Raw genomic sequence first — 20014 nt, 5'->3', positions numbered from 1 at the left:
TGGATAACCACAGCCACAGCCGCACTTGTAGTGAGCCTTTCAGCCAGTGTCATGGCGCAGGAGCGTATTTCGATTTCTTCCGAATGGGGCAATGTGACCGCCACGCTGGTCGATAACGCTGCCACCCAGGCCCTGATCAAAACCTTGCCGGTCACGCTGCAAATGAGTGATCACCTGCGGCAGGAAAAGACCGGTGATTTGCCGGTCTCGTTGCCGCAAGCGGCGCGCCAGCAGGACTTTTTAACCGGTACGCTGGGCCTCTGGGGGCCGGATCATTTCGTGATCTATTACCGCAGTGGCCGTGTTCCAAATCCCGGCATCGTCATTTTGGGCCAGGTAACTGGCGATGTTTCGATCTTTGATCGACCGGGGGCTGTGCAGGTGCGCGTCGAACGGCTGGATTAGCCTTCGTAGCGCAGCGCGGCAATCAGCAGCGCCATGGCCCCGGATGGTTGCCGCCGGCTCGGGTAATACAAATGATGCCCCGTCCAGTAGGGGCACCAGTCTTGCAGCACGTGTACCAGGTGCCCGGTCTCGATGAAGGGGCGGGCCAGGTCTTCAGGAACGTAGGCAATGCCCTGGCCGGCCACCGCCGCATCACGGCAGTTATAGATGGTGTTGAACACCAGTTGACCGTCCACCCGGACATTCACTTCGCGACCTTCCCTGGCGAACTCCCAGGCCCATAACCCCCCATAAGTGGGTAAACGCAGGTTGATGCAGTTGTGCTGCAGCAAGTCTTCAGGCGTTTGCGGTATCGGCCGGTTGGCAAAGTAACGTTTGGTGGCCACGACTGCAAAGCGCAGGTCGGGGCTGATACGCACGGCAATCATGTCCAGCGGCACCGACTCACCTAACCTGACCCCGGCATCGAACTGGTCGGCGGCGATATCGGTCAGGCCGTTGTCACCAAACAGCTCGACCTTGATGCCAGGATAGGTCGGCAGAAACTTTTTTAGTTTTGGGGTCAGTACCGAGCGGATCGTATGGTCCGAGGCTGTGATTCTGATCGTGCCGGTCGGGCTGCCCTGCAAGTCAGACAAGGCCGCCAGTTCGGTGTCGATCTCGGCAAAACGCGGCGCAACATTGAGCAGCAAGCGTTCACCGGCCTGGGTGGGCATTACCTGCCGTGAGTTACGAATCAGCAAGCGCACGCCCAAGGTCTTTTCCAGCCCGCGCACCGCATGACTGACCGCCGTCTGCGAGACCCCAAGGCGAGCCGCTGCCTTGGTAAAGCTGCGTTCACGGGCCACGGTGAAAAACACTTTGAGACCGGCAAAAGAGTCGCGCAGGAGATTGTCGTGCATGCAGGGAATAGCCCGGTTGTCGTGGAACAGGTTGCCTATAGTGCGGTGTTTGCTCTCGATCAGCCAATCCTGAATGCCTTAAAACGTCCCCAGTATCCGCCCTAACACCCCCATCGACGCTTCACTCTGAGCCGTCCACGGATAGCCGCTGTTCAGCCGCGCGCAATGGGTAAAGCCCCGTGTCGCTGAAAACATCGGGCCAGGGGCGATGCTGATGCCTTGGGCCAGGGCGATCTGGTACAGCTTCAGGGAGTCGACCCGCTCAGGAAATTCGAACCACAAAAAGTAACCGCCGCCGGGGCGGGTTACACGGGTTTCGTCGGGAAAGTGGCGGGCGGCGGAGGCGAGCATGGCGCCTTGTTGCATTTCCAGGGTGTGGCGCAGCTTGCGCAGGTGGCGGTCGAAGCCGCCGTGTTGCAGGTAGTCGGCAATCGCTGCCTGGGCTGGCACAGAGGGCGAGATGCTGGTCATCAGCTTGAGCCGGCTGATCGCTTGCGCGTAGCGTCCGCCGGCCACCCAGCCGACCCGGTAACCGGGCGCCAGGCACTTGGAAAATGAACCGCAGTGCATCACCAGGCCTTCAGTGTCCAGGCTCTTGACCGGACGCGGGGCGCGGGCGCCGTAGTACAGTTCGGCGTAGACGTCGTCTTCGATCAGTGGCAGGTCATGGGCCTTTAGCAGGTCATAAAGCGCCTGTTTGTTGGCATCGGGCATGCTCGCGCCCAGCGGGTTTTGCAGGCTGCTCATGAACCAGCAGGCCTTGATCGGCAGGCGCTTGAGGCTGTCGGCCAGGCTGTTGAGGTCGACGCCTTCGCGCGGGTGTACCGGAATTTCTACCGCCTTGAGCTTGAGCCGTTCGAGCATTTGCAGGCAGGCATAGAAGCCCGGCGCTTCGATGGCCACCAGGTCGCCGGGCTGGGTGACGGTTTGCAGGCACAGGCTCAGGGCTTCCATCGCGCCATTGGTGATCACCAGCTCTTCGCGGGCCGGGTGCACGCCGCTGTTGAGGTAGCGCAGGGCGATCTGCCGGCGCAGTTCCTGGTTGCCGGTGGTCATGTCGGCGATCACCGCATGCGGCGACAGGCCGCGCACGCTGTGCGCCATCGAGCGGGCCAGGCGTTGCAGCGGAAACAGATCAGGGCTGGGGAAGGCCGAACCGAACGGCACGGTGTGCGCGTCTTGCAGGCTGGCCAGCACCGAGAATACCAGTTCGCTGACATCCACATCGGTGCCGGTGCCAGGGTTGGCATGGATCACCGGCTCGCTGAGGGTCTTGCTGGCGTGCTCGCGCACGTAATAACCGGAGCGTTCCCGTGCCTGGATCAGACCGCGATCTTCCAGCCGGTAATAGGCCTGGAACACGGTGGAGGGGCTGACCGCGAAGCGCTGGCTGGCGACCCGCACCGAGGGTAGCTTTTCGCCGCCCTTGAGGGTCCGGGTGCGGATCATCTGGGCGATGTCTTCGGCAAGCTGTTCGTAACGTTTCATAGGGGCGGGCGCGTCAGCAGATCGAGACGGCCAGCATGCACGGGGTGAAAAAACAACACCAGAAGCATTTCCGGGTTTTATTTGCATATCAGATTGAGCGCAAACGCCTGCCCTGATCTGCATAAATTCAGCTGATCTGACCCTGTCTGCCACGTTAATCACCCTCCAGACTATTGGCATACCGTAATACGGCATTCAAAAATCGGAGGAAACATGGCCTTTCAGATTCGTAAAATCGTCACGTATAAGGAGCAGATCCTGATCGAGGGTGGCAAGCCGGCCGAAACGCCGCTGAACATGGTGGCGGTGGCCGCGATCATCACCAACCCGTGGCATGGTCGTGACTTTGTCGAGGATCTCAAGCCGGAAATCCGCGAGCACTGTTCTGCGCTGGGCCAGTTGATTGTCGAGCAGCTCAGCGAAGCCATCGGCGGTGCCGCGCGCATCCAGGCCTACGGCAAGGCCGCGGTGGTGGGCGAAGAGGGCGACATCGAGCATGCTTCGGCGGTGATTCATACGCTGCGCTTCGGCAATCATTTTCGCGAGGCGGTGGATGCCAAGAGTTATCTGGTGTTCACCAACAAGCGCGGCGGTGCAGGCACTTCGATTCAGGTGCCGATGATGCACAAGGATGATGAAGGCATGCGCTCGCACTACCTGACGATGGAACTGCGCATCGACGATGCCCCGCGTCGCAATGAGATCGTCATCGTGCTGGGCGCCGCCGACGGCGGGCGCCCGCATGCGCGGATCGGCAATCGCTACCTCGATCACCAGGAGCTGGAGGCAGAAGCGGCACAGCGCTGATCTGATATGGTTTTTATTTCTGTTTCTGCCTCTGTAACCGGATCAGCCCAAGGCTCATCATTTGTCCCATGATCACTGATGTGCAACGGGGGCAACCTGATGGGCAAGATGGCGCTTTTCATGCTTGGTTTTTTGGCGGTGACTATATTGATCGGGGCGCTGGCGACCATACCGCCGCCGCTGTAAGCCCCTGACGTACCCAAGGCCCTTGAGCAATCAAGGGCCTTTTGGTTTTACACTGCGCGCCATTCGTACTTTGCGCGCAGGATATCTTTCGTGACACTCCCGCTTATCATGCTGCCCGGTCTGCTCAACGACGAGCGCCTATGGGCACACCAGCAGGCCATTCTGGGTGGCGACCGACCGGTCCACATTCCCGACCTGACCCAGGACACCCGCATCGCCGACATGGCTGCACGGGTGTTGAATACAGCACCTGAGCGCTTTGCGCTGGCCGCGTTGTCCATGGGCGGTTATGTGGCACTGGAAATGCTTCGCCAGGCCCCTGAACGGGTCGACCGCCTGGCCTTGGTCGACACCATGGCCCGCCCTGATAGCCCGTCCCGCGCCCGTGTGCGCCGGGGGCTGCTGGAGCTGGCGCACATGGGCACCTTCAAAGGGGTTACCCCGCAATTGCTGCCCAAGCTGCTGCACCGAAACAGCCTCGGTACGCCGGCGGCTGATCTGGTACGTGCCATGGCGCACAAAATCGGCCGGGAAGGCTTTATCAGCCAGCAACAGGCAATCATCGGGCGCGCCGATTATTCATCCTTGCTGGAGCAGATTCGTGTGCCGACGCTGATAGTGGTTGGCGAAGACGATCAGATCACGCCGCTGGAAGAAGCGCAGTTCATGCACCGGCACATTGCCGGGTCGCGACTGGTGGTGATTCCCGAGTGTGGGCACCTGCCGCCGCTGGAGCACCCGCAGCGGACCTGTGAGTTGTTGCAGGAGTGGCTGCTTTAAAGCACCTGTAGCCCGAGACCTGCCAACAGCATGCTGGCCTGGCTTTTGGAAATCGTCGCGCCTTTGAACAGTTTGGCATCGGTCAGGCGCAAGCCATGCAGGCTGGCTTCGCGCAAGTCGGCCTGGTCGAAGCGGGCATTGTTGACCCGCGCCATAGACAGGCTGCCGCCGTCGATAAACACCGCATGACGAAAATCGCAGTAGCTAAGATCGGCGTCGGCAAAATCCAGATTGCGCAGTTCGGTTTTGTAGAACGACATGCCCGACAGGCAGGCACTGCGCAATACGCAATCGGTAAAGCTCAACCCCAGTGTGGCGGTATCGGCAAAATTGGCGCCGGTCAGTTTGCAGCCTTCAAACGTGGCGTGGGCCAGCTTGCTGCGTTGCCAGAGCGTATTGTTGAGGTCTGAATTGGCAAACCGCGCTTCCTCCAGGGTGGCTGCGCGAAACACCGCTTCTGCAGCCCGGCAGCTTTGCCACTCGGTGTGGGAAAGGTCGGCTGCGGTGAAGTCGGTTCCGGCAAACAGGCATCGCTCGAAGCGGATACCTTGCAGGTCAAGCCGCGAAAAGTCCTGGCCGCTGAAGTCGACACCCGAGATCCACAGCGGCTGCTTGTGCGCGGCAATCAAGGTTGGCAGCGCGAGTGTTTGCAGCTCGGCAGGGCCAACGTTCAGGTAGTCTTGTTCTGCGCGCATCAACTCTCCGGGGCGTGGGTAAAAAGCCGGGCCATGGTGCTGTGCCGCCTCGCTTGAGTCAATATTGACTCGCGAGGTGCTTCTGTGAGCACTGTCCGGTCAAACAACCCAGGGGAATTGATTGCATGGAACACAAAGCCGCACGTTTTCGCCAACTGCACGAACGACCTGGTGCATTTGTCATTCCCAATCCCTGGGACGCCGGCACCGCCCGAATTCTTGGTGCAATGGGCTTTGAGGCCCTGGCCACCACCAGCGCCGGCATGGCGTTTTCGCTAGGGCTTGCCGAAGGCCAGGCCTCCTGGCAGCAGACCCTTGATCACTGCCGCAGCATCGTGGCGGCGACCGATTTGCCGGTGTCGGCCGATCTGGAAAAAGGCCTGGGCGACAGTGCGCAAAGTGCCGCCGAGACCATCACGATCGCCGCCAGCCTGGGGCTGGCTGGCGGCTCGCTGGAGGATTACAGCGGCAATCCCGAGCGGCCCATTTATGACTTTTCGTTGGCCGTAGAGCGCATTGCTGCGGCGGCGCAGGCACGGGACGCCTTGCCGAATGACTTTGTCCTCACCGCGCGCTGTGAGAACTTTTTGTGGGGCTGTCCGGACCTGGATGCCACTATTGTGCGCTTGCAGGCCTTCGAAAAGGCGGGCGCCGATGTGCTTTACGCGCCCGGCCTGCATGACCTGGGCATGATCCGCACGCTCTGCCAGGCCCTGGGCAAACCGGTCAATGTGGTGATGGGATTGTCTGGCGCGACCTTCAGTGTTGATGAGCTGGCCGATGCCGGTGTCAAGCGGATCAGCGTCGGCGCGTCGCTGGCCCGCTATGCGTTTGGTGCTTTTGTGCAGGCGGCACGGGAAATTCGCAGCCAGGGCACCTTCGGTTTTTCCGTCGATGCCATCGGCTTCAATGAGCTGGATGGCTTTTTTACGGGCCGCAGCCGCTAACGCCAGCCTGGCAGCGGTTCGCCATTGCGATCCACCAGCGGGGTATTACGAATGTCTTCGATGGTCGCGGAGCCTGCCAATTGCATCACAGTACGCAGTTCGGCGTTCAGGTGCTCCAGCACCGAGGCCACGCCTTGCCAGCCGCCCAGGGCCAGGCCGTACAGAATCGGCCGGCCCAGCGCCACGGCGTTGGCGCCGCTGGCCAGGGCTTTGAACACATCGACGCCGCGACGAATACCGCCATCGAACACGATCGGCACCCGCCCGGCCACCGCACGGGCAATGCCGGGCAGCACAGCGAAGGCGCCTGGCGTCGCATCGAGCTGGCGGCCGCCGTGGTTGGAGACTTGCAAGGCATCGGCGCCGAGCTCTATGGCCAGCCGGGCATCGTCGGCGGTGGCGATGCCTTTGACGATCAACGGCAGGTCGCAGTGCTGGCGCACGAATGCCAGGCTGTGTGCGCCCAGCCGCGGCTCGAAGACCGGCGGCGTGGCAAGGCCTGCGAAGTTGGCCGGGCGCGCATGTGCCGGGTAGCTGAAATCCTGGCGCTGGCTGCGTTCGCGCAGGCCACCGACCGGTACATCGACGGTCAGCACAATGCCTTGGTAGCCAGCGGCCACGGCGCGCTCGATCAGTTCGCGGTTAAGGTCTTCGTCGCGGGTCAGGTACAGCTGAAACCACTTTGGGCCGCTGCTGGCCTGGGCGATGGCTTCCAGGCTCAGACTGGCCACGGTGCTGGCGGCCATCAATGTACCGACGGCGGCTGCGCCACGTGCGGTGTCGGCTTCGGCCTGTTGATGCACGATGGCCTGGCCGCCCATCGGTGCAACCAGGATGGGGCTGGCCAAGGGGATACCGAGCAGTTCGATGTCGATGCGCTCCACGACCTTGCCGCTCAGGACCCGCTGGGCAATGAAACGCCGCTCGAAACTGGCGCGGTTTTCTGCCAGGGTCTGCTCGGCACCGGCGCCGCCGGCAATGTACGCCAGGCTCGGCGTGTCCAGCAGCTCGGCGGCCAGGGCTTCGAGTTCTTCAAGGTTGATCAGGCGCAGTGGCCCTTGGCGCTGATTACCGATCATTGCACCAGCTCCCGTGGCGGCAACACGTTGTTGTCGAAGAACGGCTCGACACTGGCCGGCTGTTTGAACAGGCCGCGCCGGGCGTATTCGGCCGACAGCGTGCCGGTGTAGTCCCGGGTCGCCTGATCGATACCCTTGAACACCAGCAGGCCACGCCGCTCCAGGGTCACGCGGGCGATGTCTTCGGGCAGCCCGGTCTGTTTGGCGTAGAAGGGCGCGTAAGTGTCCAGATGCCCCTGATTCCATTGTGCGGCGCGTTGCAGGCGCTGCACGAAGTCGGCCAGGGCCGCGCGTTTGGCCGGGTCCGCCAGTGCCTTGTCGGATGCGGCGTAGAACGACAGGCCCTTGTTCAGGCCTTCACCGGTGCGCAGCACGCGGGCGCCGAGTTGCTGGGCGCGGGCGGTGTACGGGTCGTCGGTGACCCAGACATCGGCGTGGCCGTTGCTGAACGCGGCGAAGGCATCGCTGCGCAGCAAATAGCCGACCTTGACGCTGTCCTGGGCCACACCGTTTTCCTTGAGGGCGGCGGTCAGCAGGTTGTCGGCGGTACCGCCGCGAATGGTCGAGACCATCACTTCACGTCCCTTTAGGTCCTTGACGCTGTGAATGTCGCTGGCGGCGCGGGCCAGAATCGCCGTGCCGCGCTCGGAGTGGTCAGTGCCGGTGGCGATCACTTTAAGCGGCGTGCCGTTGACTGCAGCGGCGAGAATCAGGTTGTCCAGTGCCGGCAAAAAGTCGACATCGCCGGATTTGACTGCCTCGAACAGCGGCGCCGGGGTCAGGAAGTTGGCCCATTCAATGGTATAGGGCGTGTCTTTCATCGCGCCTGAGGGTTGTGACAGCAGCCACAGCCCGCGCACCTGATCGCCAATCACCAGCTTGACCTTGGACAGGTCCGGGTCGGCGTGGGCGGTGTTGAAACTCAGCAGTAAAAACAGGGCAAAAAACCGGCGCATGCGGGCTCCTTAGAAATTGACCGTCAGACGGGTGTAGTAGAAACCGCCGTCGCTGCCGAACGGCGAGGTGCCGTAGGGCGCGAAACCGGCCGCATTGGCCAGAGCATTGGCGTCGGGGTATTCGTCGAACAGGTTCTGCGCGCCGATGCCCAGGCTCACTTCAGGCGTCAGTGCGTAGTCGATGTCGAGGTCGGTAATCCACTTGGCGCCGAAGGTGCGGTCGTTGGCCTTGAGCACTTGCGGTGTGGTGACCTTGCCGTAGCGGGTCACGCTGAGGTTGACGGTAAATTTGTCGATCAGCCAGTTACCGCCCAGGATCAGCTTGTTGTGCGGGGCCACGTCGGTCAGCAGTTTCTGTTGTTGCCGGTCGAAGTACACCAGTGAGCTGTCCAGCGCGTTAAGTGAGGCGGGTGCGCTCTTGATATCGGTGATTTCGGTGTGGTTGAGGTTCAGCGCGGCGCTCCACTGCACCACGCCAAAGCGGCCGTATTCCTGAACATAATCGGCGACGAAATCCAGCCCGCGCGTGCGCGTGTCGACGCCATTGGTGAAGTACTGCGCCGATTGTTCGCCCGACAGGCCGTTGGCGATCAGCAGGTTGCTGACCGCGCTGCCGGTGAGCTGACTGGTCTTGACCACACGGTCCTGAATGTCGATCTGATAAGCATCGACGGTCAGGCTCAGGTCGTCGATGGGCTTGTAGACCAGGCCCAGGCTGAGGTTGACCGATTTCTCCGGTTTCAGGTCTTCCGAGCCCAGCGCGCGGGCCAGTGCCGAGTCGACGCGGGCGACCTTGATCTGGCTGGAGGTCGCCACGCCGCCGGTGACGTTGACGTAGTTCTGGGTCTGGCCGTAGCCCTGTTGCGATAGCGACGGTGCACGGAAACCGCTGCTCAGCGTGCCGCGCAAGGCCAGCCGGGGAGTGAATTCAAAGCGGGTGGTGAGCTTGCCGCTGATCGAGTTTTCATCGATGTCGCTGAAGGTCTCGCCCCGGGCAGCGGCGCCGATGTACCAGCGATCGGTCGGGTTGTAGCCCAGGTCGAGGTAGCCGGCCGACGTGGTGCGCTCGACGCTGCCTTCGTCGGCAGCACTGGTGCTGGGTACGCCACGCGCGCCGATGTCGGCGTAGCGGCCGGCCTTGCTGCCGCTGGTGAATTGGTAGCCGCCGTTGCGCCAGGCATCCGGCTCGCCAGCGATCAGGTTGTAGCGCTCCTGGCGCTGCTCAACGCCCCAGGACACCTGCAGCGGGCGGTCGAGCAGGCTGAAACCACGGGTCAGGTCGAGGTTTTGCGTCCATTGCGAGAAGGTGACTTCAAACAGGTCGAACTTGGTTGGCGCATTGACCGGCCCCAACGACGGGTTGAGGTCATCGGCGGCGTACCCCCTGACCTGGTTGCGTCCGTAGGTACTGCTCACATCCCAGTCCCAACCGCTCACCAGCCCCTTGGCGCCGACCGCCAGCGACAGGTCGCGCACCCGCTCGCTGTAGACCGGGTAATAGCCGTCCGGGTAGATCGAGTCGAGCACTTCGGTCGACGAGGGGCGGCGGAAGGTGAAGCCCATGCTCATGTGCCGCTGGCCGTAAGTGCCGAACGAATACAGCTGGGTGTTATCGCCGACCGGCAGTTGCGAGTTGAAGGCCAGGGTGTAGGCCTCGTGGTTCGGTGTGCCGTTGAGGGTGCCGTATTTATGCCCGGCAGAGCTTGCTTCACGCGGGTCGGCGCTGCCATTGGCCTGCAACGGGTAAACGTTGCCGATCACGCCTTCGTTGCGGTTGGTCGCGTTCTGGTTGAGGCCTTCGAGGGTGGCGTTGAAGAAGCCGCCGTCGCCCAGCTCGAAGCCCTTGTTAAGGCTCTGGCGGACCTTTTCGCCATCGCCGGCGTACTGGCCGCCGTACTCGGTGACCGAAGAGCCGGCCTTGTCGCTGTTCTTGAGGATGATATTGATCACCCCGGCAATCGCATCAGAGCCATATTGCGCCGCCGCGCCGTCGCGCAGCACTTCGATATGGTCGATGGCCGCCACCGGAATCTGCTCCAGGTCGACCGGGTTGTTGCCGGAGCTGTCAGCGTTGCCCCAGTTGAGCAGGGCGTTGTTGTGCCGGCGCTTGCCGTTGACCAGAAACAACACATAAGCGCTGCCCAGGCCGCGCATGGTCACAGTACTGATCGGCGCGCCGCCGCGCTGGGTGGTCGCAATCGATGGCACTGCTTCGGCCAGCGCTTCACGCAGGTTGCTTTTGCCGGTCTTTTGCAGGGTTTCGGCGCTGATCACATCCACCGGTACCGGGCTGTCGGTGACTGTGCGTTCCTGACCGCGGGTGCCGGTGACGACCACGGTGGACAGGTTGGCGTCATCGGCCAGTAGCTGGCCTGAAAACGGGATGGCAAAGGTGAGTGACAAGGCAACAGCGAGCGGCGAACGGGCAAAGCATGCAACTGAACGCATGGCGAACCTTCAAGACGGGAGGTGAGTGAACGGCCTCCTGTTGTCCTGGTCGGCGCGGGTCGCACTTTACGGGGGGAAGGGTGAGAAAGGGAAAGTTCTGTTTTGCATATATTTATGTCTTAAATATAAAAAATATTTAATTTATGGGTGTCTGGACGTGCAGATATTGCTCCAGGTCCGTGCGTGCCTGATCTTCCAGCAACCCGACCACCACCTCGATACCGGCCTCTTGAAGGATTCGAATACCGGCGCCTGCGTTTCTGGGGTCGGGGTCAAGCATGGCGACGAATACCTGCTTCACGCCGCTTTTGACCAAGGCCTGTGCGCAGGACGGGGTTCTGCCGTGAAACGAGCACGGTTCCAGTGTGACATAGGCGGTAATGCCGTGGCTGCCCGCTGGCAAGCGGCTCAGCGCCATGGCTTCGGCATGATGCTGGCCCGGCGGCAGGGTGAACCCCTCGCTGACGATCTGCCCGTCCTTTACCAGTACGCAGCCCACAGGAGGATTGGGTCGGCAATCGGGCAAGGCGTTACGGCCTTGAGCCAGGGCCAGTTGCATGAAATCGGCATTCGAACGTGTGGACATCATCCCGCCTTGCGAAACGTGAGGTTGATCCGTTGCGCACCCAGCAGAGGGTGATGGCCTTCGGCAATCGGCAGAATACCGTGAAAGCGCAGGCGGTCTTCACGTCCCCATACCAGCACGTCGCCATGAAACAGCGAAACACGCTGCGCCTTGTCGCTGCGTTGCAGGCCGCCAAACTGGAAGATCGCCGGCAAGCCCAGCGAGATCGAGACCACCGGCCAGCGGTGATCGCGTTCGTCCTTGTCCTGATGCAGGGCCATTTTGGCACCGGGCACATAGCGATTGATCAGGCAGGCATCGGGCGTAAAGTCGGCAAAACCGGCTTCCTGGGCCGCATCGCGCGCCAGTTGCAGCCAGGCTTGCGGCATGTCTGGCCAGGGCTGGTCGCTGAGTGGATCGTGCTCGGTGTAACGGTAGCCGCGCTGATCGGTGATCCAGCCCAGATTTCCGCAACAGGTCATGGCCACTGACATCCGATAGCCGCCCGGTGTGTGCATGTGCCGAAACGGCGAGGCCGCTTCGATCTGCGCCAGCAGGGGCAGCCAGTGTTCGGCATGGAGCAGGGCCAAGCCACGCAGCAGCGTGGCTGCGGGAGCAACGGCCTCGCGGCCCTTGGGGGTGTCGTCGGCGAACAGGTCGAAGGTCAGGGGGGATGCCCTCGACGCATCAGAGCGCTTTGCTGACCTTGACATCGCTGATCACGTCATCGCTTTGGCCGTGCATCTTTTCCAGCGCGGCACGGGCTTCGTCGACCGAGGCCGATTGCAGTTGGGCGAATTCAAAGCGGCGCTCGCCGTTGAGCTTGTAGCTGACGGCAAATTTGGTGGTAGGGGTAGGGCTACTCACGGTCACTCCTGGGTGGGCAATGATCAGCTCAGATGCGAGTGCGAGCGGCGCACGATCTTGATCGAGTGGGTAAAGGTGGGCTTGTGGCCTGGGTTCTTGTCGGGTTTACGCCCGGTGGTGTCGATGGTGATGTTCCAGAAGCCGCTGCTAGGCACCGCGATCTTGGCCGGAAAACGATCGAATGCGCCGCCATGGTAGGTGTGCCGGCCACCGTTTTTGAAGCTGCGAAAGTTCGCATCGCTCATCAGGCGAATATTGCAGGGACGCGAGCATTCGATGACGACCAGATCGTCTTCGTTAAGGTGCTCACGCTGGTGTACGAACTTCATGAATGTCTCCGCAACAGGCTTTTTACAAAAGCGGAACGATAGCACGAGGCGACTTGCGTTTTGCCAAATGGCTCACAGTTATTTGTTCGATGATGGCAAAAAGTCCACAGGGTCGGGATTTTCTTGCGTTAATGCGTGTCCTAACGGCTTTGGATTTGGAGGGATTGTATGAAACTGGCCGTGGTAATTTTGGCCCTGGCGATGACCGGGTGCGCTTCCGTAGAGGATATCGAACATTCTCCGGCAACGCTGAGCGTCATTTCCGGCAAGAAGCCGAATGAGTATGCCACCTGCTTTATCGGCAAGATCGGCGACAGCCGTGAGCCCCCATTGAAAGAAGTCCGTAATGATGGTGTGCGGCTGATCGTTGCACAAAAGCTCAGTGATTCACCAGCGGCCATCGTCGATATCGAAGACCGCTCCGGCGGCAGTTCGATCAAGGTTCATGAGCGCTTGAACAACCTGCCGGTGCGCGGCGGCGATGTGCAGCGCGCCGCCGAGGCGTGTATTTCCGGATAATCGCTTACTTGCACACCACCAGCACGCTGCGGTGCTTGTAATTACCCACATCCAGCCCCAGGGTCTGCTCTTCTTCCGGAGAGCGGGCGGTGCCATCGGTGCCCACGATGTTGTAGCCGGTGCCGGCACAGGAATCATCGGCTTTTTCATAGCACTTGGCCCAGGACATGGCTTCGCCGGAACAGTCGATGCTCAACCCTTGCTGGCCATTCTTCAGGTGCGTGGGGGAGGCGGTGGCGCAACCGGTGAGGACCAGTACGGCAAAAAGGGGCAAAAGTCTGATCATGGAGTTCGCTTCAAGAGTCGGGCTGGTAAAGGATTTTCAGGCATATCGGTTTGGACCGGGGGCGTGTGCCATCGTTCCGCCATGTATTGCAAGTCATGTATGTTCACGCGGATGTCTTCTGCCAGTCATGACCCTGCAACCGGTTGGCGATGCAATTGTCGCAAATCCTGTCAGGAGTGACGAGCATGCGACTTTGCATCATCGGGGCCGGTTACGTCGGGCTGGTGGCCGCCACCTGTTTTGCCGAAATGGGCAACCAGGTCGTCTGTGTCGAGCAGCATCCGTCGCGCCTGCAGGCTTTGCAGCGCGGAGAATGCCCGATTTATGAGCCGGGCCTGGAGCCTATGCTCAAGGAGCATCTGGCCAGCGGGCAATTGAGCTTTAGCGCCAGTCTGGCCGAGGGCGTACGCTTGGCAGAAATCGTTTTTATCGCGGTTGGCACGCCTTGTCACGAGGACGGTTCGGCCGATCTGTCGCACGTGCTTGAAGTGGCCGACCAGCTTGGGCGCTGTCTGAACCGTGCATGCCTGGTGGTCAACAAATCCACTGTACCGGTAGGCACCTGTGACGCTGTAGCGTTGCGCATCAACCAGCATCTGGCCCGTCGTGGCATGGACCTGCGTATCAAGGTGGCGAGCAATCCTGAGTTTTTGAAGGAGGGCGCCGCCCTCGAGGACTTCATGCGTCCCGACCGGGTCATCATTGGTTGCAGCGAACCGCAATCGGCCGAGCTGCTACAGCGCTTGTACAGTCCCTTTTTACGCAATCGCGAGCGGGTACTGATCATGGACCTGCGCGCTGCCGAGTTCAGCAAGTACGCCGCCAACGCCTTTCTGGCGACAAAAATCTCGTTCATTAATGAAATGGCAGGGTTGTGCGCACACCTGGGTGTGGATATCGAGCAGGTGCGACGCGGCATCGGCAGTGACCGGCGTATTGGCACGCACTTTATTTATGCCGGCTGCGGGTATGGCGGCTCGTGCTTTCCCAAGGATGTGCGGGCGCTGATTCATACCGCCGAACAGCAAGGTTTCGATGCGCGGATACTTCAAGCGGTGCAGGCACGTAATACCACCCAGAAACATTTACTGTTTGAATCTGTAAACCTTTATTTCGGCAGTCTTGTTCGGGGCCGGGTAATCGCGGTGTGGGGGCTGGCTTTCAAACCAGGCACTGACGATATCCGTGAGGCGCCCAGCCTGGTGCTGATCAATGCCCTGCTGGCCGCCGGTGCGCAGGTTCAGGCCACGGATCCCGCGGCCATGGCGGCGGTGGCTGAACATTATCGCGACGCCATTCAGCGTGGCCAGCTACGCTTGCATGAGTCACTGTATGGCTGCGCCGAGGGTGCTGACGCCGTCGTGCTGGTGACCGAGTGGAAACAGTTCCGTCAGCCCGATTTCATTCGTGTACGGGGTGCAATGCGCAGGCCGGTAATATTCGATGGTCGTAATATCTATGATGCTGAGGAACTATCTGCTCGAGGATTTCTCTATCATGGGATAGGAAGGCCAGTGGCGGGGCATTGTAAGGTGAGCGCCGCCTGATTAGACTGCGCCGACAATGCCACGCCTTACATAAGGACTTATATGATCAAGAAATGCTTGTTCCCTGCAGCCGGCTACGGCACTCGCTTTTTGCCAGCGACCAAAGCCATGCCTAAAGAGATGCTGCCCGTGGTCAACAAGCCACTGATTCAATACGGCGTGGAAGAGGCGCTGGCAGCAGGCCTGAATGAAATCTCCATCGTTACTGGTCGTGGCAAGCGTGCGCTCGAAGACCACTTCGACATCAGCTACGAGCTGGAGCACCAGATCAAAGGCACCGACAAGGAAAAATACCTGGTCGGCATCCGTCGCCTGATCGACGAGTGCAGCTTCTCGTACACCCGTCAGACCGAAATGAAAGGTCTGGGCCATGCGATTCTCAGCGGTCGTCCGCTGATCGGCAACGAACCTTTCGCCGTGGTGCTGGCTGACGACCTGTGCGTCAACCTGGATGGCGACACCGTGCTGGCGCAGATGGTCAAGCTGTACAAGCATTACCGTTGCTCGATCGTCGCCATTCAGGAAGTCGATCCGCAAGAAACCAACAAGTACGGCGTTATCGCCGGTGAAGAAATCAAGCCAGGCCTGTTCCGTGTCAACGACATGGTCGAGAAGCCAAAGCCTGAAGATGCGCCGTCGAACCTGGCAATCATCGGCCGTTATATCCTGACGCCGGACATTTTCGAGCTGATCGAACAGACCGAGCCAGGCAAAGGCGGTGAAATCCAGATCACCGACGCGCTGATGAAGCAGGCTTCCCAGGGCAACGTGCTGGCTTACAAGTTCAAGGGCCAGCGTTTTGACTGCGGTGGCGCCGAAGGCTACATCGAAGCCACCAACTTCTGCTTCGAAAACTTCTACAAGACTGGCAAGGCGTTCTGATTTTTCACGCCTGTTAATCTGAAGCCACTACGGCTGATCACCGAACTCACAAGGTTCGGTGTGAAGGTCGTGGTGGCTTTTTCATTTCTGTGTGATTGCGCAGCGGTTATGCTGTGGGCCTGCTCAAGGAGACAGTAATGGCTTACGACTTCGATCTATTTGTCATCGGTGCCGGTTCCGGTGGTGTGCGTGCGGCGCGCTTTGCTGCAGGTTTCGGGGCAAAAGTGGCAGTGGCTGAAAGCCGCTACCTGGGTGGCACGTGCGTCAACGTAGGCTGCGTGCCCAAGAAGTTGTTGGTCTACGGCGCGCATTTTGCCGAGGATTTCGAGCATGCCAAGGGCTTTGGCTGGACGCTTGGCGAGGCTGAATTCGACTGGTCGACCCTGATCGCCAATAAAGACCGGGAAATCCAGCGCCTCAATAACATCTACCGCAAGCTGTTGCTCGACAGCGGTGTGACCCTGGTTGAAGGCCATGCAAAACTGACCGGACCCAACGGCGTCGAAATCGACGGCAAACACTACAGTGCCGAGCGCATTCTTATCGCCACTGGCGGCTGGCCGCAGGTTCCGGATGTGCCAGGGCGCGAACATGCCATCACCTCCAACGAAGCGTTTCACCTCGAAACACTGCCCAAGCGCATCGTTGTCGTGGGCGGCGGTTACATCGCTGTGGAGTTTGCCTCGATCTTCAATGGCCTGGGTGCGCAAACGACCCTGGCCTACCGTGGCGAGCTGTTCCTGCGCGGCTTCGATAACGGTGTGCGCACGCATCTGCACGAAGAACTGGTCAAGCACGGTGTGGACGTGCGTTTCAACTGTGATATCGCCCGCATCGACAAACAGGCGGATGGCAGCCTGACGGTCGCTCTCAAGGATGGCGGCACGCTGGAGACCGATTGTGTGTTCTATGCCACCGGTCGCCGGCCGATGCTCGATAACCTCGGCCTGGAAAACGTCGACGTCAAGCTCGACAAGCATGGCTATATTCAGGTCGATGAGCATTATCAAAGCAGCGAAGCCTCGATTCTGGCCTTGGGCGATGTGATCGGCGGTGTGCAGTTGACCCCCGTGGCACTGGCTGAAGGCATGGCTATTGCCCGTCGTCTGTTCAAACCGGAGCAATATCGCCCGGTGGACTACAATCACATTCCAACGGCGGTCTTCAGCCTGCCCAACATCGGCACGGTGGGGCTGACCGAAGAGCAGGCCATTGAAGACGGGTATTCGATCCAGGTGTTTGAAAGCCGTTTCCGGCCGATGAAGCTGACCCTGACCGATGATCAGGAGCGCACGTTCATGAAGCTGATCGTCGACAGCGCCAGTGACCGGGTGCTGGGTTGTCATATGGTGGGGCCGGATGCCGGTGAAATCGTGCAAAGCCTGGCCATTGCCTTGAAGGCCGGCGCGACCAAGCGTGTTTTCGACGACACCATGGGTGTGCACCCGACGGCGGCCGAAGAATTCGTCACCATGCGCAGTCCTGTTTCTCGCTAAGCGGTTGTTCGCTGTACGGTGACCCATGCCCCGCTTTCAGGATGAGAGCGGGGCTGAACATGTTTTGAGGATGGATCCTGCAGTGAGTCAACATAAGCCGACGGCGGCAATGCCCTTGAATCCAGCAACGCCCGACAAAGACTGCTTGCGCGAGCTCGATGCCCTGCGCGAGAGCGAGCGCCAGTTCAGAACCCTGGCCGACAACATGAGTCAGTTGGCCTGGACGGCGAACCCTGCCGGTGCTATCCAGTGGTACAACGAGCGCTGGTATGCCTACACCGGCGCTTCGCTGGAGTCCATGCGCGCGCTTGGCTGGCGCTCGGTGCATCATCCTGAACACCGCGAGCGGGTCGTCGAGCATTTGCAATATTGCTTTGCGACCGGTTCGGTCTGGGAAGATACTTTTCCGTTGCGCAGCAAGGACGGTAGCTTCAACTGGTTTCTGTCGCGCGCGTTGCCGATTCGTAACGAGCGTGGGCACATCACCCATTGGCTGGGCACTCACACCGACATCACCGCCCAGGTCAATGCCGAAGAGGCGCTGCGCGAACTCAACGACAGCCTGGAGCAGCGTGTCGGCGAGCGAACGCGTGAGCTGGCCGAGGCCAATCAGCGCTTGCAGGTCGAAATCGCCGAGCGGGCGCAAGCCGAAGAGGCGTTGCGCCATGCGCAAAAAATGGACGCCATCGGTCAGCTCACCGGCGGCATCGCCCATGACTTCAACAATATGCTCACCGGGGTGCTGGGGGCGCTGGACCTGATCCGGCGCCGCCTGGCCGCCGGGCGGGTCAACGAAGTCGAGCGCTATATCGATGCTGCCGTCACCTCCGGTAATCGTGCCGCCGCATTGACCCAGCGCCTTCTGGCGTTTGCCCGTCGCCAATCGCTGAAGACCAGTGCGGTGCGCGTCAATTGCATGGTCGCCTCGATGGAAGAGCTGCTGCGCCGGACCATCGGCGAAAGTATCCAGTTGCACATCGAACTTGAAGATCACGGGCAAGTGATTCGCACTGACGAACATCAACTGGAAAATGCGTTACTCAACCTAGTGATCAATGCGCGCGATGCCATGCCTGATGGCGGGCAGTTGTGGGTGCGCAGTGAGCTTGCGGTGCTGAGCGTGCGGGACGGTGAGCTGATGCCGGGCACGTACCTGCAACTCAGTGTTCAGGACACCGGCAGTGGTATTCCCGATGATGTGATTGCGCGAGTCTTCGATCCGTTTTTCACCACCAAGCCGATTGGTCAGGGCACCGGGCTTGGCCTGTCGATGGTGTATGGCTTCATGAAGCAAACCGGCGGCCATGTGCGTATCGACAGTGTCGACGGGCAAGGCGCGTGTATTCGTCTGTTTATGCCTTGCGAAGCGCAGGTGGCGACTGGTGCCGTCGACATGGATGATGCGCCGCAATCGCCTCGTGCCAATCAGGGCGAGTGTGTGCTGGTGGTCGAAGACGAAGAGGCGGTGCGTATGCTGGTGGTCGATGCCTTGCGCGAACTGGGTTATTCAACCCGGCAGGCAAGCGACGGTGCCGGTGCTATTACTCGCTTGCAAGATTCGGGACGTATCGATTTGCTGGTGACCGACGTGGGGTTACCGGGCCTGAATGGTCGGCAACTGGCCGAAATCGCCCGCCAGTTCCGGCCTGAGCTCAAGGTTCTGTTCATGACCGGTTATGCCGGTAATCCCCAGGACCACGAGGAGCTGCAAGCGAATGGCATGGACATGCTGATCAAGCCATTCAACGTCGATGATCTCGCGGCCCGGGTGCGCGGGATGCTGGGGGCGGGCGACCCGGTGTGATGCCGGCTTAATCCTCTGACTGCGGCTCTTGCTTGATCTGCAGCTGCAAATTCTCCAATGCCGCTTCTTTGCGGCTCAGCAGTAACTCCAGCACGCGATTCTGTTGCAGTGCATCGTTCATGCCTTGCTTGAACCCTGCGCCGTCCTGCAAGGCGGCTTGCAGGCGCACTTCCAGTTGCGCACTGCGGGTAATGGCTTTCTGTTGTTCGCTGACGGCTTTTTCCGTTTGTTTGTTGGCCTTGTCCAGTTGCGCCTGGCAGGTATGCAGCTCGCGGCCGGTGCTGCGTTGCTCGGCCAGCAGGCGCTCGTTGTCGCGATTGAGCAGGGTGATCGATTCCTGGTGCAGTGCCTGAGTCTGGCGCGCCTGGCGCAATTCCATCTGCACCTGTTGCAGTTGGCCTTCATGACGCTGCTGATCCTGCTCGCGCTGTTCCTTGACCGCATTGCGGTAGTGCTCCAGCGCATCACGCGCATGCCGATGCTTTTCTTCCAGCGATTCGATCTGCCTATCGCGGTCGGCCAGGCGTGATTGCAAGTCCACATTGGCCTGATTCAACCGGGTGTTCTCGGTTCTCTCTTGTTGCAGCGCTTCACGAGTGTCCAGCAAGGCCTGACTTTCCTGCGCCAGATGCTCGCCTTGTTGGGTAAAGCTGCGCTGGAGTTCATCCAGTTGCACCTGTACAGCGGCCAATTCCAGTTGCATGAGGGCGCGCTGGCGCTGCATCTCTTCCTGAGCCTGATCGATGCGCTCCTGAGCCTGGCCTTGCAGGCGCTCGGCCAGGCGCGCCACCAGTTCGCCCAGCTCGTCGTTGATCGATGGCGCAGGGCTATCTTGCGTCTCAAGCTCGCGCAAATAGCGGTGAATGGTGGTTTTCGAGCCGGTATTGCCCATTTCTATGCGTACGGCATCGATGCTCGGGTTTTCACCGCGCGCCAGTAGCGCCAGCCTTGCCTTTTGTACCACTGCCTTGTTTATGCCGCCGCGCGCCATGCTTGCCCCTACGATTTCATACTGTGGTATGTATC

At 60.6% G+C, this 20014-nt stretch carries 21 protein-coding genes and 1 pseudogene; 10 read left to right on the top strand and 12 right to left on the bottom strand.

Going from position 1 to position 20014, the window contains the following annotated elements:
* Positions 1-30: 30 nt before the first annotated feature.
* Complete coding sequence (locus ACYP2A_RS19140) at positions 31-405, top strand: cyclophilin-like fold protein (protein ID WP_459747283.1); 375 nt, start codon at positions 31-33, stop codon at positions 403-405.
* On the opposite strand, the gene ACYP2A_RS19135 is transcribed toward ACYP2A_RS19140, so the two are convergent.
* Entirely contained in the window at positions 402-1307 is a 906-nt protein-coding gene (locus ACYP2A_RS19135; protein ID WP_459747281.1) for a LysR family transcriptional regulator, read from the bottom strand. The two genes, ACYP2A_RS19140 and ACYP2A_RS19135, sit on opposite strands and share 4 nt — an antisense overlap.
* 78 nt (positions 1308-1385) lie before the next feature.
* The gene (gene mapR, locus ACYP2A_RS19130) at positions 1386-2795 is read right to left on the bottom strand and encodes a GntR family transcriptional regulator MpaR (RefSeq protein ID WP_459747280.1); all 1410 of its coding nucleotides are present in this window, start codon (positions 2793-2795) and stop codon (positions 1386-1388) included.
* A 213-nt stretch (positions 2796-3008) separates the two neighbouring features.
* On the opposite strand from mapR, the gene ACYP2A_RS19125 reads away from it, so the two are divergent.
* The gene (locus ACYP2A_RS19125) at positions 3009-3602 is read left to right on the top strand and encodes an amino acid synthesis family protein (protein WP_459747279.1); all 594 of its coding nucleotides are present in this window, start codon (positions 3009-3011) and stop codon (positions 3600-3602) included.
* A gap of 276 nt (positions 3603-3878) precedes the next feature.
* Positions 3879-4568, top strand: a complete 690-nt coding sequence (locus tag ACYP2A_RS19120; RefSeq protein ID WP_459747278.1) for an alpha/beta fold hydrolase — start codon at positions 3879-3881, stop codon at positions 4566-4568.
* Here the strand turns inward: ACYP2A_RS19120 and ACYP2A_RS19115 are convergent.
* Positions 4565-5263 carry a pentapeptide repeat-containing protein gene (locus tag ACYP2A_RS19115; RefSeq protein ID WP_459747277.1) on the bottom strand — a complete coding sequence of 233 codons (699 nt, stop codon included), beginning with the start codon at positions 5261-5263 and terminating at the stop codon, positions 4565-4567. The genes ACYP2A_RS19120 and ACYP2A_RS19115 overlap by 4 nt on opposite strands.
* Before the next feature lie 116 nt (positions 5264-5379).
* Here ACYP2A_RS19115 and ACYP2A_RS19110 point away from each other — a divergent pair, with 116 nt between their 5' ends.
* Positions 5380-6210 carry an isocitrate lyase/PEP mutase family protein gene (locus ACYP2A_RS19110; RefSeq protein ID WP_459747366.1) on the top strand — a complete coding sequence of 277 codons (831 nt, stop codon included), beginning with the start codon at positions 5380-5382 and terminating at the stop codon, positions 6208-6210.
* On the opposite strand, the gene ACYP2A_RS19105 is transcribed toward ACYP2A_RS19110, so the two are convergent.
* From ACYP2A_RS19105 to ACYP2A_RS19075, 7 genes are all read right to left on the bottom strand, one after another.
* Positions 6207-7289: an alpha-hydroxy acid oxidase gene (locus tag ACYP2A_RS19105; protein WP_459747276.1), complete on the bottom strand. Its 1083-nt coding sequence runs from the start codon at positions 7287-7289 to the stop codon at positions 6207-6209. The two genes, ACYP2A_RS19110 and ACYP2A_RS19105, sit on opposite strands and share 4 nt — an antisense overlap.
* Positions 7286-8245: an ABC transporter substrate-binding protein gene (locus ACYP2A_RS19100; RefSeq protein ID WP_459747275.1), complete on the bottom strand. Its 960-nt coding sequence runs from the start codon at positions 8243-8245 to the stop codon at positions 7286-7288. Before ACYP2A_RS19100 ends, ACYP2A_RS19105 begins: the two co-directional genes overlap by 4 nt.
* Before the next feature lie 9 nt (positions 8246-8254).
* A complete protein-coding gene (locus ACYP2A_RS19095) occupies positions 8255-10693 on the bottom strand; it encodes a TonB-dependent receptor plug domain-containing protein (RefSeq protein WP_459747274.1) in 2439 nt (812 codons plus the stop codon).
* A gap of 136 nt (positions 10694-10829) precedes the next feature.
* Positions 10830-11279 (bottom strand): bifunctional diaminohydroxyphosphoribosylaminopyrimidine deaminase/5-amino-6-(5-phosphoribosylamino)uracil reductase RibD, encoded by a 450-nt coding sequence (gene ribD, locus ACYP2A_RS19090; protein WP_459747273.1) that lies wholly within the window; start codon positions 11277-11279, stop codon positions 10830-10832.
* A complete protein-coding gene (gene alkB / locus ACYP2A_RS19085; protein WP_459747271.1) occupies positions 11279-11971 on the bottom strand; it encodes a DNA oxidative demethylase AlkB in 693 nt (230 codons plus the stop codon). Before alkB ends, ribD begins: the two co-directional genes overlap by 1 nt.
* Positions 11946-12125, bottom strand: coding sequence for a hypothetical protein (locus tag ACYP2A_RS19080; protein WP_459747270.1), 180 nt, complete (start codon positions 12123-12125; stop codon positions 11946-11948). The genes alkB and ACYP2A_RS19080 overlap by 26 nt, the downstream gene beginning before the upstream one ends.
* A gap of 23 nt (positions 12126-12148) precedes the next feature.
* Positions 12149-12454: a DUF1883 domain-containing protein gene (locus ACYP2A_RS19075; protein WP_122471595.1), complete on the bottom strand. Its 306-nt coding sequence runs from the start codon at positions 12452-12454 to the stop codon at positions 12149-12151.
* Positions 12455-12622: 168 nt separating this feature from the next.
* Between ACYP2A_RS19075 and ACYP2A_RS19070 the strand changes: the two genes are divergently transcribed.
* Positions 12623-12973, top strand: a complete 351-nt coding sequence (locus ACYP2A_RS19070) for a hypothetical protein (protein ID WP_459747268.1) — start codon at positions 12623-12625, stop codon at positions 12971-12973.
* Positions 12974-12977: 4 nt separating this feature from the next.
* Here the strand turns inward: ACYP2A_RS19070 and ACYP2A_RS19065 are convergent, their stop codons facing one another.
* Positions 12978-13259: a hypothetical protein gene (locus ACYP2A_RS19065; protein ID WP_459747267.1), complete on the bottom strand. Its 282-nt coding sequence runs from the start codon at positions 13257-13259 to the stop codon at positions 12978-12980.
* 149 nt (positions 13260-13408) lie between these two features.
* Between ACYP2A_RS19065 and ACYP2A_RS19060 the strand changes: the two genes are divergently transcribed.
* The 5 genes and pseudogenes from ACYP2A_RS19060 to ACYP2A_RS19040 all read left to right on the top strand — a co-directional run bounded on the left by ACYP2A_RS19060 (position 13409) and on the right by ACYP2A_RS19040 (position 18988).
* Positions 13409-14806: a UDP-glucose dehydrogenase family protein gene (locus ACYP2A_RS19060; RefSeq protein WP_459747266.1), complete on the top strand. Its 1398-nt coding sequence runs from the start codon at positions 13409-13411 to the stop codon at positions 14804-14806.
* A 42-nt stretch (positions 14807-14848) separates the two neighbouring features.
* Positions 14849-15688, top strand: a complete 840-nt coding sequence (galU, locus tag ACYP2A_RS19055) for a UTP--glucose-1-phosphate uridylyltransferase GalU (protein WP_459747264.1) — start codon at positions 14849-14851, stop codon at positions 15686-15688.
* A 137-nt stretch (positions 15689-15825) separates the two neighbouring features.
* Complete coding sequence (gorA, locus tag ACYP2A_RS19050) at positions 15826-17184, top strand: glutathione-disulfide reductase (RefSeq protein WP_459747262.1); 1359 nt, start codon at positions 15826-15828, stop codon at positions 17182-17184.
* 82 nt (positions 17185-17266) lie between these two features.
* A pseudogene (locus tag ACYP2A_RS19045) lies at positions 17267-18562 on the top strand (hybrid sensor histidine kinase/response regulator); the annotation flags it as partial.
* Positions 18539-18988 (top strand): response regulator, encoded by a 450-nt coding sequence (locus tag ACYP2A_RS19040; RefSeq protein ID WP_459747365.1) that lies wholly within the window; start codon positions 18539-18541, stop codon positions 18986-18988. The pseudogene ACYP2A_RS19045 and the gene ACYP2A_RS19040, both read left to right, overlap by 24 nt.
* A gap of 7 nt (positions 18989-18995) precedes the next feature.
* Here ACYP2A_RS19040 and ACYP2A_RS19035 read toward each other — a convergent pair whose 3' ends face one another.
* The gene (locus ACYP2A_RS19035; protein WP_459747261.1) at positions 18996-19979 is read right to left on the bottom strand and encodes a DNA-binding protein; all 984 of its coding nucleotides are present in this window, start codon (positions 19977-19979) and stop codon (positions 18996-18998) included.
* Between the last annotated feature and the right edge of the window lie 35 nt (positions 19980-20014).

This window comes from Pseudomonas sp. 3A(2025), from assembly GCF_054589175.1.
This window is presented reverse-complemented; position numbering and strand designations above follow the sequence as displayed.

Excerpts from the sequence above, each read along its gene's own strand:
- mapR (WP_459747280.1), bottom strand. The coding sequence starts at position 2,795 with ATGAAACGTTACGAACAGCTTGCCGAAGACATCGCCCAGATGATCCGC.
- ribD (WP_459747273.1), bottom strand. The coding sequence starts at position 11,279 with ATGTCCACACGTTCGAATGCCGATTTCATGCAACTGGCCCTGGCTCAA.
- ACYP2A_RS19115 (WP_459747277.1), bottom strand. The coding sequence starts at position 5,263 with ATGCGCGCAGAACAAGACTACCTGAACGTTGGCCCTGCCGAGCTGCAA.
- ACYP2A_RS19065 (WP_459747267.1), bottom strand. The coding sequence starts at position 13,259 with ATGATCAGACTTTTGCCCCTTTTTGCCGTACTGGTCCTCACCGGTTGC.
- galU (WP_459747264.1), top strand. The coding sequence starts at position 14,849 with ATGATCAAGAAATGCTTGTTCCCTGCAGCCGGCTACGGCACTCGCTTT.
- ACYP2A_RS19125 (WP_459747279.1), top strand. The coding sequence starts at position 3,009 with ATGGCCTTTCAGATTCGTAAAATCGTCACGTATAAGGAGCAGATCCTG.
- ACYP2A_RS19060 (WP_459747266.1), top strand. The coding sequence starts at position 13,409 with ATGCAATTGTCGCAAATCCTGTCAGGAGTGACGAGCATGCGACTTTGC.
- ACYP2A_RS19035 (WP_459747261.1), bottom strand. The coding sequence starts at position 19,979 with ATGGCGCGCGGCGGCATAAACAAGGCAGTGGTACAAAAGGCAAGGCTG.
- ACYP2A_RS19070 (WP_459747268.1), top strand. The coding sequence starts at position 12,623 with ATGAAACTGGCCGTGGTAATTTTGGCCCTGGCGATGACCGGGTGCGCT.
- ACYP2A_RS19040 (WP_459747365.1), top strand. The coding sequence starts at position 18,539 with ATGCCTTGCGAAGCGCAGGTGGCGACTGGTGCCGTCGACATGGATGAT.
- ACYP2A_RS19105 (WP_459747276.1), bottom strand. The coding sequence starts at position 7,289 with ATGATCGGTAATCAGCGCCAAGGGCCACTGCGCCTGATCAACCTTGAA.
- ACYP2A_RS19135 (WP_459747281.1), bottom strand. The coding sequence starts at position 1,307 with ATGCACGACAATCTCCTGCGCGACTCTTTTGCCGGTCTCAAAGTGTTT.
- gorA (WP_459747262.1), top strand. The coding sequence starts at position 15,826 with ATGGCTTACGACTTCGATCTATTTGTCATCGGTGCCGGTTCCGGTGGT.
- ACYP2A_RS19095 (WP_459747274.1), bottom strand. The coding sequence starts at position 10,693 with ATGCGTTCAGTTGCATGCTTTGCCCGTTCGCCGCTCGCTGTTGCCTTG.
- alkB (WP_459747271.1), bottom strand. The coding sequence starts at position 11,971 with ATGTCAAGGTCAGCAAAGCGCTCTGATGCGTCGAGGGCATCCCCCCTG.
- ACYP2A_RS19100 (WP_459747275.1), bottom strand. The coding sequence starts at position 8,245 with ATGCGCCGGTTTTTTGCCCTGTTTTTACTGCTGAGTTTCAACACCGCC.
- ACYP2A_RS19075 (WP_122471595.1), bottom strand. The coding sequence starts at position 12,454 with ATGAAGTTCGTACACCAGCGTGAGCACCTTAACGAAGACGATCTGGTC.